General features: G+C 67.9%; 10 protein-coding genes. 4 read left to right on the top strand and 6 right to left on the bottom strand.

Annotated features, from left to right (window positions below):
• Positions 1-22: 22 nt before the first annotated feature.
• The 4 genes from VPA02S_RS15980 (at position 23) to VPA02S_RS15995 (ending at position 5,867) form a co-directional block, all read left to right on the top strand.
• Positions 23-775 carry a gluconate 2-dehydrogenase subunit 3 family protein gene (locus VPA02S_RS15980; RefSeq protein ID WP_015865457.1) on the top strand — a complete coding sequence of 251 codons (753 nt, stop codon included), beginning with the start codon at positions 23-25 and terminating at the stop codon, positions 773-775.
• A gap of 457 nt (positions 776-1,232) precedes the next feature.
• Positions 1,233-2,549, top strand: coding sequence for a GMC family oxidoreductase (locus VPA02S_RS15985; RefSeq protein WP_370880697.1), 1,317 nt, complete (start codon positions 1,233-1,235; stop codon positions 2,547-2,549).
• A gap of 11 nt (positions 2,550-2,560) precedes the next feature.
• A complete protein-coding gene (locus VPA02S_RS15990) occupies positions 2,561-2,917 on the top strand; it encodes a c-type cytochrome (RefSeq protein ID WP_026283980.1) in 357 nt (118 codons plus the stop codon).
• Between the two features lie 220 nt (positions 2,918-3,137).
• A complete protein-coding gene (locus VPA02S_RS15995) occupies positions 3,138-5,867 on the top strand; it encodes an ATP-binding protein (RefSeq protein WP_062364766.1) in 2,730 nt (909 codons plus the stop codon).
• Here the strand turns inward: VPA02S_RS15995 and VPA02S_RS16000 are convergent.
• From VPA02S_RS16000 to VPA02S_RS16025, 6 genes are all read right to left on the bottom strand, one after another.
• Complete coding sequence (locus tag VPA02S_RS16000; protein ID WP_018904406.1) at positions 5,858-8,563, bottom strand: ATP-binding protein; 2,706 nt, start codon at positions 8,561-8,563, stop codon at positions 5,858-5,860. The genes VPA02S_RS15995 and VPA02S_RS16000 overlap by 10 nt on opposite strands.
• The gene (locus VPA02S_RS16005) at positions 8,556-9,176 is read right to left on the bottom strand and encodes a LuxR C-terminal-related transcriptional regulator (RefSeq protein WP_018904407.1); all 621 of its coding nucleotides are present in this window, start codon (positions 9,174-9,176) and stop codon (positions 8,556-8,558) included. The genes VPA02S_RS16000 and VPA02S_RS16005 overlap by 8 nt, the downstream gene beginning before the upstream one ends.
• Entirely contained in the window at positions 9,173-9,799 is a 627-nt protein-coding gene (locus VPA02S_RS16010; protein WP_015865462.1) for a response regulator transcription factor, read from the bottom strand. Before VPA02S_RS16010 ends, VPA02S_RS16005 begins: the two co-directional genes overlap by 4 nt.
• A 148-nt stretch (positions 9,800-9,947) precedes the next feature.
• Complete coding sequence (locus VPA02S_RS16015) at positions 9,948-10,772, bottom strand: alpha/beta fold hydrolase (protein WP_015865463.1); 825 nt, start codon at positions 10,770-10,772, stop codon at positions 9,948-9,950.
• The gene (locus VPA02S_RS16020; protein WP_015865464.1) at positions 10,769-11,083 is read right to left on the bottom strand and encodes a hypothetical protein; all 315 of its coding nucleotides are present in this window, start codon (positions 11,081-11,083) and stop codon (positions 10,769-10,771) included. Before VPA02S_RS16020 ends, VPA02S_RS16015 begins: the two co-directional genes overlap by 4 nt.
• A 162-nt stretch (positions 11,084-11,245) precedes the next feature.
• On the bottom strand, positions 11,246-12,019 hold the full coding sequence (locus tag VPA02S_RS16025; protein ID WP_081247557.1) for a sensor histidine kinase: 774 nt from the start codon (positions 12,017-12,019) through the stop codon (positions 11,246-11,248).
• Positions 12,020-12,353: the final 334 nt, after the last annotated feature.

Here is a 12,353-nt window from a genome sequence, read left to right on the forward strand (position 1 = left end):
TGCCCCCCGAAGAAAGACCCCCATGTCCTTGAATGACCAAGAACCGCCCGCACGGCGGCTCTTCCTGCGCCAGATCGGCGGCGCATCCAGCGTCGCCGCACTCGCGGCGCCCGCACTGCTCGGTGGCCTCGCCAGCCCGCTCGCTTCGGCGCAGCAGGGCAGCGCAGCCCGCCCCACCGACGACGCCCACCCCTCGGGCTACCTGTCGCTGGGCCCACAGGAAGCCGCCTGCGTCGAGGCCCTCGTCAACGTGATGTGCCCAGCCGATGCGATGACACCGAACGGTGTCGACTGCGGCTTGCATCTCTACATCGATCGTCAGCTCGCTGGCGGCTGGGGGCGTGGCGACCAGCTCTATCGGCAGGGCCCCTGGCGCCCCGGCAAACCGCAGCACGGCTACCAGTCGCCCCTCACCCCCGAGCAGCACTTCAAGGCCGGCCTCGCGGTGCTGCGTCGCGAGGCCCGGCAACGCACGGGCAAGGCCGTCGAGCAGCTCGAGGCCGGCCCGCTCGACGCCCTGCTGCAGGAGGTCGCAGCTGGCCAGATGGACGACGAGCGCTTTGCGCTCGGCGCATGGTTCAACGACTTCTTCTATCCGCTGTTCGTCCAGGCCTGCTTTGCCGACCCGATGTACGGAGGCAACCGCGACAAGACTTTCTGGCGCGCCGTGGGCTTCCCCGGCCTGCCCGCTTTTCACGGACGCAACGTGGTCCAGTTCCGCGGCCTGCCCTTCCCCGGCGCAGCCAAGCCGCAATCGATCGAGGACTTCAGCTGAAGGCCCCACACCCATGACTCACAAACTTCCCAAACGCGCCGTCGTCTTCGTCGGCGGAGGCCTCACCGCGGGCCTGGCGGCGCGGCAGATGATGGACTCCGGCATCGACGTGCTGGTGCTCGAGCGCGGCGGCGATCTCGCGGGCAGCGCAGCCGCCACACTGCCCAACCAGCGCGACGAATTGCGTTGGGGCGTGCGCAACGGCCTGGTGCAGAACTGGGCCAACGAAACCTACACCCTGCGCCACGCCACCAGCGAGAGCGCGTTGCCCGTGCGCCGCATGGAAGCCTTCCTCCCGGGCGAAGGCATGGGCGGTGCGGCGAACCACTGGAACGGCCAGACCTGGCGTTGGGCCGAGTACGACCCGGCCCTGCGCACCCGCCTCGAGTCCCGCTACGGCAAAGCCGCGATTCCGCGCGAGATGATGGTGCAAGACTGGGGCATCAGCTACGCCGAGATGGAGCCCTACCACGACCTGTTCGAGCAGCTCTTCGGCATCGCGGGGCAGGCCGGCAATGTGGGCGGACGGCTGATCGACGGCGGCAACCCTTTCGAGGCGCCCCGGCAACGCGACTTTCCGCAGCCGCCGCTCGAGATCCTCGAGTCGGGCCGCATCTTCAAGGCCGCCGCGCAAAGCCTTGGCTACAAGCCGTTCCCGCTGCCCGCGGCCAACTCACCGCGCGCCTACACCAACCCCGATGGCGCAAGCCTTGCGCCATGCCAGTACTGCGGCCACTGCGAGCGCTTTTTCTGCGAAGCCAACGCCAAGGCCAGTCCGGCGGTGTTGCTGTACCCCTTGCTGCGGAAACAGCGCAATTTCGAGATCCGGCTCCATTCGCAGGTGACCGGCCTCGTCTACGACAAGCACGCCAGGCGCGTGACGGCCGTGCAGTTCATCGATCTGCAGACCGCGCAAATGTACGAGCAGCCGGCCGATGTCGTCGTGCTGTCGGGCTTCACCATGACCAACACCAAGCTGCTGCTCACGAGCGGCATCGGGCGCCCCTACGACCCGAAGACGGGCGAGGGCGTGGTCGGCAAGAACTTCTGCTACCAAGTGATGTCGTCGGTGCCGGTGTTCTTCAAGGACCGCTTCATCAATCCGTTCATGGCCTCGGGCGCCTCGCAGATGGTGGTGGACGAGTTCAACGGCGACAACTTCGACCATGCCGGGCTCGGCTTCTTCGGCGGTGGCTACATCTACTCGAACGTGACGAACGGGCGCCCCATCAATGCCCGGCTCCATCCGGCCGGAACGCCGCGCTGGGGATCGGCCTGGAAGCAGGCCAACGCCGACTGGTACGCGCACGCCTTCAACGTCGCGGTGCACGGCAGCAACTACCCGCACAGCCGGAACTACCTCGATCTCGACCCGACGTACCGCGACGCCTATGGCTCGCCGCTGTTGCGCATGACCTTCAACTTCCACGAGAACGACCATCGCATGAGCGAATACGTCACGAACAAGGCCGCCGGCATCGCGCGCGCCATGGGTGCCACGACGGTCGGCGCTGCGCAACCCCGGCGCGGCGACTTCGACGCACGGCAGTACCAGACGACGCACACCACCGGCGGCACCGTCATGGGCGCGGACCCGTCGACGAGCGTGGTCTCGCCCCACCTGCAGCACTGGGACGCGCAGAACCTCTTCGTGGTCGGCGCATCCGTGTACGCGCACAACGCGGGCTACAACCCGACCGGTCCGCTCGCGGCACTGGCGCTGCGCCTGGGCGACGACCTGGTGCGCTACGCCAGGCAACCGCGCATGCTTTGAGAGGGCCCGACATGCGAACACGCCTTCTTGCCGCTTGCGCCGCGGCTTTCTTGAACATGGCGCATGGCCAATCGGCCGTGCCACCGCCCAAGACCTGGACGACATGCGCGGCATGCCACGCGGCGCAAGGCGCAGCCGCCATCGGGCCGCCGCTTGCGGGCGTGGTGGGCCGAAAGGCCGGCTCGTCGCCGGGGTTCGGCTACAGCCGAGCCATGAAGAACGCACAGCTCACCTGGGACGACAAATCGCTGGCGGCCTTCCTGAGCGATCCGCAGCAAGCCGTGCCGGGCAACAGGATGCCCTTCGCGGGGGTTCCCGATCCTGGTGAAGTTGCGGAACTCGTCAAGTACCTGAAGACGCTGCGATAACGGGTCGCCACTGGTGGCTTCGGGCGGCTGCGTGCCCCGATGACTTATGGACTGCAGGGACTAGCGCCCGATGCCGCGCAATGCCGAGCTACGATCTCGGCCAGAAACTCAAGTCTCAACGCATGGAAACCGTCCACCCGATCCGCCTGCCCGGTCAACAACCTTGCGCCGCCCGTGCCCAGCTCCCGGCGACGTGAGACGGCCGGTACGCAGACTCATCATGCAAGCGCAGTCGGAGGAGCCATCTGACCTGGCGTCGGCCGAAGTCCGGTGGTACTTCGGCGTGTTCGTTGTCTGGGAGGCGCAGCGCCGGTTCGAGCGCTCCGGCGAGCCCGTGCGGCTGGGGCCACGCTCTTTCGATCTGCTGCTGCAGCTGATCAAGCGGGCCGGCGAATTCGTGGGCAAGGATGACCTGCTCGCGACGGTCTGGGGTGGCGTCGTCGTCGAAGAGGCCAGCGTGCGCGTCCATATGTCCACGCTTCGCAAGGCGCTGGGCGAGCCCGGCGAGAGCGACGAATGCAAGGAGTGGATCTCCAATGTTCCGCTGCGCGGCTATCGCTTCAATGGACGTGTTCGGCGCGAGGCGCCCGGCATCCCGGCCAGGCCCGCAGCCCCGCTGGCCGACCCCGGTTTCACCCCACTGCCGGTTCGGCTGACCGAACTCGTCGGCCGCGAAGCCGATGTGGCGAGCGTTCTCGAAGCGCTCGATACCCACCGGCTGGTCACGATCGTGGGCACGGGTGGCATCGGCAAGACCCGTCTCGCGATCCACGCCGCGGAGAGCCATCAGCACAGGCACGGCGCGGAGATCGCCTTTGTCGATCTGTCGTCGCTGATCTCCCAGGACCACGTGCTCGGCACCCTGGCGCGCGCCGTGGGGGTGCCCGCCGACCTGCCCGACATCGTCGGCGCCATCACGCAACGCCTGATGGCGCGCGCTGTGCTCCTGTTGATCGACAACTGCGAGCATGTGGTGGACTCCCTGGCGCTGCCGATCGCCGGCTTGCTTTCCGTGCTGCCCGGCCTGCGCATCCTGGCGACGAGCCGCGAGGCGCTGCGCGTGACGGGCGAGTACGTCTTTCGGCTGCCGGCGCTCGCAATTCCGGACGCCGAGCAGATCTCGCTCACGCAGGCGCTGCACTGGCCCTCCGTGGAATTGCTCGTCGAGCGCGCCAAGGCCGCGGGTGCGGGTGCGTTCGATGAATCGCATGGCCCCCTGCTGGCCCAGATCACCAGGCAGGTCGACGGCATCCCTCTGGCCATCGAACTGGTGGCCGCGCGCCTGGGCGTGCAGCCGGTCGTCGATCTGGCGCGCAGGCTGGACGACCACATGCGCCTCTATGCCTTCAGCCGCGCCGCGCTCGCACGGCACCGAACGCTCGCCGCGGCGCTCGACTGGAGCATCGCGCTTCTGAGCGATACAGAGCTGCGGCTCTTTCGCTGGTTGTCGGTGTTTCGGGGGCGCTTCGATGTGGAAGCCGCGCTAGGCGTGAGCGCCGGCGGCATGGACGCCGAGGTGGCATTCGACGCACTGATCTCGCTGGTCAACAAGTCGCTTGTCTTCTTCGACAGCAACGACGCTGTCGCGCCCTACAAGCTTCTGGACACGACGCGAAGCTATGCAGCTGCGCTTCTCGCCCAGAGCGATGAACGGCCGGCATTGCTGCGGCGCCATGCGGTCCTCATGCGCGATCTCATGAAGGCAGCGGCGGCGGAACTCTCCGACCTGACCGAGCAGGCCTGGGCCGGCCGTTATGCACACCGCCTGGACGACGTGCGCTTTGCGCTCGAAGTCTGCCTGACGCAGCAGCCCGACGCGAAGATGGCCGCCTCGCTGGTGACGGCTTCCGCGCCGTTGTGGTTTCACCTGGCCCAGGTCGTCGAATATCGCGACCGGGTCTCCGCGGCGCTGGCGCTGGTTGATCGTCAACCCACGCGCGACACGGAAACGGCGACCTGGCTGAACACCGCGCTGGTCAGCGCCCTGCTCCACACCGGCAGGTCCACACCCGAGTTGGGTGCCGCCGCAGACCAGGCCCTGGCCGGCGCGCTTGCCGTCAAGATCCCCGTACTGGAACTGCAAGCCCGTTGGGGGCGGTGCACGCACGACATGTTCCGCGGCGAGTATTCGGCGGCGCTGGACCAGGCGCACACGCTGATGGCGGCAGCGCGATCCTGGTCCGACCCCGCCGCACTCAATCTCGCGCACCGCGTGATGGCGATGGCCAACCACTTTTGCGGCCACTTCGATGTGGCGAGGATGCACAGCGAAGCTTCCGTGCGCGTTGGTGGCGGCCTCGGCCATGCCCGGGCCAACATGGTGGGGGTCAACGCCATCGTTGCGGCGAAAGCCATGCTGAGCCGAACCCTCTGGGTGCAAGGGGAAACGGCCCGGGCCCTGGAAGAAGCCAGCGACGCGGTGGACCGAGCGCAAGCGGCCGGAAAATCCGTCTCCCTGTGTTCCGCGCTGTATGGTGCCTGCCCGGTCGCGCTGTGGGCCGGCGAACTCGAGCTTGCCGCCCAATGGATTCACTTGATGACGGACGAAGCGCGGCGCAAGGGCCTGGTGGGCTGGCTGCGCTATGCCGAGTGGTTCTCCCAGGGCCTGCAGTTGGGCATCGCGCCGGACCGGGATCTTTACGTGCGTGAAGTGGCCGGCCAGCTCGCGACCTATGACGCACCCCACAGGGAGATGCTCGCGACCTTCTGCATCGACTGGGTCGACGACGAGATGATCGAGCGCGTCTCGCGCGGAGAGAGTCCTTGGGTCGCCGCCGAGGTCTGGCGCGCTGCCGGCTGGCGCGCGGAGCAGAACGCTGCACCCGACGAGGCGGACGCTTTCTACCTCCGGGCAACGGAAACTGCGAGGCAACAAGGCGCCGTCGCCTGGGAAAAGCGCGCCGCACTGGCACGGGTCCGCCGGCCCGGCGCACGGCCGGTTCATCGCTGAGCTGCCCCGGCGCGCAGTTCCTCCAGCGCACCCGCTGCACGCAGTTCCCAGGCGAGTGCGCCTTGCGAGCGCGCAAGGGCGTGGGCCTGCAGATAAAGCGCCTCGGCTTCGGCATCGTCGCCCCGCAGCTCCTTGCGCCGCCCGGCAGCGCGGCAAACCTCGGCGGCACTCCACTGCCCTTCGCCCCGCGTCGCGCGAGCAACCAGGTCATCATCCACCCACTGGTCGCAGAACGTGACCATCATCTCCCTGCGGGGCTCGTCCATGGCCAGGACCTTTGCCGCGACGGCGTCGATGTGCGCGCCGGCGTCGTCGACCTCGCCGATCTTCATGGCGTCGTCGTAGCAAAGCGCCCAGTCATGCCAGTAGGCGAAGCCCTTGGACCGGGTCTGCTGCAGCATCGTGTCGATCCAGGCGCGGGCCGCCCGTTGTTCGAGGGCCCATATGGCCATCGGACAGATCCAGAAGAGGGCAACGCATAGCGACAGCGTGTGTCCCAGCGCCTCAGCCTCCTCCATGCACCGGATGGCGGTGGCCATGGCAAGACGGCTCTCGCCCTGGATCCACAGCGTCCTGGCAAGAATGGCCATTGCGGTGGTGCGCGCGTCGGGCTGGAACGCGTTGGCATGGTTGCGCCGGGTCGCGTCGTCCACGTCCGCCGCTGCTTCGGCCTGCACCCTGGCCTCGGCGAACGCGCCGCAGAAGTGATTGGCGAGCGCCAGCATCCGGTGCGACAGGTTGCGCGTCACGGCGTTGGTCGAGTGGCTCGCAAACTCTCTCAGGATCTCGGCATGCCGCAACGCCGGTGTGTACGCGCCGCGCGTGATGTTCAGCGCGCAAAGGCCCCACCGAGCCTGGAATTCGAGTGTCTTCACCTTCAGTTCCAATGCGCAATCCAGCGCCCGCTCGCACGCCTGTGTCATCTCCGGCACCGTGCCGCCGGTGTGCCACAAGGCGTTGTAGAGCGCGATCTCCAGCCGTCCGGCCGTCAGGCGGTCGGGTACCTTCAGCACATCGACATGGTCCAGCGCCGCGCGAACGCGATCCCGGTATTCGCTGACCTCGGACAAGCGGAACCAGAGCGGCGCCGATGCGACGGTGAGCGCGCCCGCGATCGTCATGTCGTCGTGGTGGCCGATGCAGGCATCCAGAGCTGCACGAACGTCGTCCAGGCAGCCGCGGTAGCGCTGGGTCCAGGCATCGGCGTCCAGCAAAGCGAGGTCCGCGGTGGCAAGGCCCATGAGGTCCAGCATGAAAAGGGCATGGCTTTTCGATACCGCGTCTCGCTCGCCCGCCCGCACGAGCAGAGCATGCGCATAGCTGCGGGTGGTGTCGAGCAGGCGGTAGGGCGAGTCCGCGGCCTGGTCGGTGTCGTACACGACGAGCGACTTGCTGGCCAGGCTCAGCAACGCGTCGGACGCCACGTCGGGGTCCAGCGCACTGGCTGCCACGCTCAGCGCCGCTGCGACGCCGAAGTAGGCGCGGAACACCGACAACCTGCGAAACAGAAGCAGCTCGGCGGCGCCCAGCAGGCCAATGCTCCAGTCCAGCGTCGCAGCCAGCGTGCGTTGTCTTGCCAGCGCAGCCCGCCTGGCCGTCGAATGCAGGCGCATGTGATCGTCGAGCCTGAATGCCAGCTCGCTCACGGGCTGGGCCCCCAGGCGGGCCGCGACCAGCTCGATCGCCAGCGGGATTCCGTCCACCTGTTGGCAGATCCTGGTCAGCGGACCGCTGCTCGCGTCGTCGAATCCGCGGGCGCCCGCGGCCTGGGCTCTCTCGACGAGCAACTGCACCGCCGGCGAGCGCAACGCAAGCGCCAGGGAGCCGGGCTGGGACTGGTGGACCGCCAGGGGCGCCAGGCGAAAGACATGCTCGCCTCCCACGCGCAGCACCTCGCGGCTGGTTGCAAGAACCTGCAGCCCGGGCAACGCCGCCAGGAACCTGCCCAGGAGCGGCGACAGCCTCTCGATGACATGCTCGCAGTTGTCCACGAGCAGCAGCATCGCCTGGCCTTCGAGGCGCTGGACGATGGCTTCCTCGATGTCCGGCACGCCGCCTCGCACGCCGATGGCGCGCGCCATCGTCGTCAGCACGTGGTCCTGCGATGTCAGGGGTGCGAGATCGACGAAACCAAGCTGGGCTTGCTGCCGTTCCCGGTAGCGTGCTGCGACGCAGATGGCAACGCTGGTCTTGCCCACGCCGCCGGGCCCCGCGACCGTGACGAGCCTGCTCGCCGCAAGCATGCCGAGCAGGCGCTCGACCTCCACCTCGCGCCCCACGAGCTTGGCGAGGCGAGCGGGCAACGCTGCGGGAGCATCCCGCAGCGACGCATGAGCCACCTGCACGGCGATGGCGGACGGCAAGAACTCGCAGTGCACCCGCCCCAGGAAGCGATAGCCGCGCAGTGGGATGTTGGCAATCCATTCCAGGCACCCGTCCTGAGCTCCGGGTGGACCCAGGGCCTTGCGCAGGATCGACATATGGACTCGAACGCTCGCCTCTTCGACCACCGTGTCCGGCCAGACCGCCGCGAGGAGCTCGTCCTTGCTGATCACTTCGCCGGCGCGCTCCAAGAGTGCGACCAGCAGGCCGATGGCGCGCGATCCAAGCCGCACCGGCTGCCCGTCGCGCTCGAGCCTTGGCTCGGCCTCCCACAGCGCGAAGGCGCCGAAGCGCCACCGGCGAATCTCAGACACGGACCAGCCCGCGCTGCGTCGCCTTGGCGGCGACTTGCGCCCTCGAGCCCACGTGCAGCTTCTCGCAGATCCGGGCGACGTGTGCCTTGACGGTATTGGCGGAAATGTCCAGCTCGCGGGCGATTCCCTTGTTGCAATCGCCTTTCACCAGGTAGCGCAGCACGTCCTCCTCCCGGGCGGTGAAGCCCACGCACGGCTTGCCGTGCCTGATGAGCGCCTTCGTGCCCTTGCATAGATAGAGAGAGCCCCCCCGAGCCACGTGGCGAATGGCATCCATCAGCTCGGCCGGATCCGCGTCCTGGCGCACATAGCCGTGCGCCCCGCTGGCGATCGCCCGCATGACCTCCCCCTCCTTGTCCCGCCGCGTCAAGACGATGACGCGCGGCATGCGAAAGCCGCCTGCCACCCCCGGCTGATCCACTGCCGAAGCCGAAGCGAGCAGGTTCAGCGCGCAGGCATGGTCAGCCACGACCACATCCGCCATGCCCTCGCCGGGCTCGTTCTCCGCCTGCACCTGAAAACCCGGTTCCTCGCCGATGAGCGAGACGAGACCGGCCATGGCGAGCGGGTCGCCATGGCATACGCGCACGTACAGATCGAGGGAACCGGTCATGGCGATGCCTCCAGAAGCAGTCCGCAGCGAAAGGCTTCGCCGATCGCGGCAACCCGCGTCGGCTTCCGGAGCTTGCGCAGGATCGCCTTCACATGGGCCTTGACGGTGCCTTCGCCGATGCCGAGTCGCCGGCCGATGTCCTTGTTCGCCAGGCCCTGCGCCATAAGCCGGAGCACTTCGAGTTCGCGCGCGGTTGGCACGGCAGACGAGAGGTTGTCTAGCAACTGGTCGGCCACGGGACAAGACAGGTACCTGCGTCCCTCTGCAACGCAGCGCACCGCCTCCGACAGTTCCTCGGCCGAACAATCGTGCAGAAGGTAGCCGCGCACGCCCGCATCCACGGCGCGGCGTATCTGCCACCCGGTGCTCTGGTCCGTGACCACGAGGAAGGATCCCGGCGCGGAGCCGCCCGGGCCGGGCGGGACATTCGCCGTCTTGTGAACGCCGGTTGCGTAGTCCGTGACGAGCACATCGACGGCACCGCCGCCATCGACGTCGGTGAGGCCTGATTGAACGACGAAGCCGGCACGGGAGCGCAGCAGCGATGCGATGCCGGCGGCCACGTAGGGGTCGCGGTGCGCGACCGCCACATGGATCGGCCTGGCCTGGGTCGGCGCGGTCATGGGCTTCAAGTCCTTCTGGAAGTCATGGGTGGAAGTCTGTGCAGTTGGCGATCGCGTCGCCAGTTAAACCGTGTCAAGCCTTGTTAAGGATCCGGATGCACCAAGGACAACACCACGGCACCCCTGGGGACCGACGCGCCGAAGTCATTCAGGGCATTGCCGTCGCGACCGCGACCGCGTCAGCGGCTTCGACGATCAGCCGGGCCACCAGCTTCGGCCGCGAGATCATGACCACGTGGGAAGCGCCCTTGACCACGACCGTCTTCATCGACTTGGCACGCTCGGCCATGAAGGCCTGCGCGGCAGCCGGAATGTTCTTGTCGCGGTCGCCGTAGATGAACCAGGAGGGCAGGTTCTTCCAGGCGGCGGCAGGCGACGCTTCGCCCAGGGCGCCCTCTGTGATGGGGCGCTGCGACACGGCCATTAACCGGGCGAGCGCCGGCGGCACGTCTTCGGCGAATTGCTTGCCGAACTTGTCCTGCAGGATGTAGAGGTCCTTGGCGCCGTCCGGCAGGAGCACCGGCGCCGCCAGCGCCGAGCCGAGCGTGCTGCCGGGAAACTTGCCCGACAGGTCGGCCGCCGATTCGCCCACTTCGGGGGCGAACGCAGCCACGAAGACCAGGGCCTGGACATTGGGCTTTCCAATCGCCGCAGCGGAAATCACCAAGCCGCCGTACGAATGCCCGACCAGCACGACCGGCCCGGGGATCGACCCCACGAGGGCAGCCACATAGTCCGCGTCGGACTTCACGCCGCGCAGCGGATTGGCGGCCGCGACAACGGGAAAGCTGCGCGCACGAAGGTCGCGCACCACCTCGTTCCAGCTGGCCGATTCGGCGAAGGCGCCGTGGACCAGCACGACAGTGGGCTTTGCCGGCGCGCCCGATGTGGCCGCGCCTGCAGGTGCCGACAGGTGCAGCGCCAGGATGCCGATGGCTGTGAATGCGCGTGCAAGACTGGAGAGATTTTTCATGCTGATTTCCTTTGTTGAATGGATGGCCTGATTTGAAAATTTCGCGCGCCATGCGGGATGCATCGCACGAGCGGCGGCGCACTCGTGGCCACGGTGGCAAAACGGAGCTCCGCGTTCGCCGCCTCACCGCCCGCAATTGCGCAGGCGGCCACGATGGCCAGCAGCGAGATGCTCATGTATGCGGCGCTCCAGACCCGGTCGATCGCGCCTCGCGGCGCGGCGTCCGCGGCTGCCTGCACGGCCTGCGCGCGTGCCTTGAGGGTGCGGCGCGATGCGCCCGGTTGCGCAAGGGGATGAATGCGCTGCGTCATGGTGACTCCTCGAGGGCGCCATGGCCCTGGCCTCAGGACGGCTGGGCTCCGGTTCGCGAACATCGCGGCACGGTTCGAATGCTAGGTTTCGCATCTCGGTTGCGGTAGGCATGCAAGAGGTACTGCCGTGTTGCATGCCGGGCATCAATGTGCGGCACGCCGTCAGGCGCGTCGATGAAGAGGAAGCCACACGTTGAACTCGGCGCCGCGTCCCAGCCCCGCGGAGGTCGCCTTCACGAAACCTCCATGAGCGACTGCAAGGCTGTGGACCAGCGCGAGGCCGATGCCCAGCCCACCTCGCGAGCCACCCTCCCCGGTGCCGGCCTGGCAGAACATGCCGAAGACATGCGGCAGGAACTCGCGCGCGATGCCGCAGCCGGTGTCCGCCACCGCAAGCCGGGCAAAGCCATCCTCGGAGGACAGGCGCACCTGAACCTCTGCGCCGGCGGGCGAGAACTTCATCGCGTTGTCCAGCAGGTTGCCCACGACCTGCTCCAGCCGCACCGGGTCGGCATGGCAGATCAACGGATCGGCCGCCTGCATCTGGGCGCGCAAGCGTCCCGAAGGCCAGCGCGCACCGAATGCGGCGACAAGGTCCAGCGCGAGTGCGCCGAAGTCGACCTCCGCGCGGCGCAGCGCCAGCTTGCCGGTTCGCAGGCGCGAGAAATCGAGCAGGTCGTCGATGAGCCGCTTCTGGCTTTCGATGGCGCGCTGCATCGCCTGGGCGATGCCCTGCAGTTGCGAGGGCTCCGCGGATGCGGGCAGGCGCTGCAGCAGGCAGGCGTTCATCTGAATGACATTCAGGGGCTGCCTGAGTTCGTGCGAGATGACGGCCAGCGCCCGGTCCCGGGTCGTACAGCGCAAGCTCGTAGCGGCTCGAACGTCGTGCGGGGTCTGAAGGGCGGCTTGCGCGCCCCTGGTGTGATAAAGCTCCACGAGGAATCCGTGCTTCTTGATGCGGCCACCCCGGATTCATCGCGGCAGGGGGCCTCGGTGATGAACGATGTTGTTCTCTGGTTCTTCGCGATGGCACCGATCGTAGGCAGCCGCATCTCCTCGCAGAAGGGCGCTGCGGTGGCGCACCGTGTTGCCGGCGGAACACCAATCGGCCAGGGCCGGCCGCGGCACATCGTTCGTGATCTCAGGACGCTTCGTTCACCCGGACCGGGTTCCTGAACAACCCCTCATCGCATGCAATCGCCCGACATCGCCGACGGCGGCGATTGCTGCCCATGCAAGGCCCGGATCGCGGCCCCTGTCACAAAACCCG

This window comes from Variovorax paradoxus NBRC 15149, assembly GCF_001591365.1.
GTDB lineage: Bacteria > Pseudomonadota > Gammaproteobacteria > Burkholderiales > Burkholderiaceae_C > Variovorax > Variovorax paradoxus.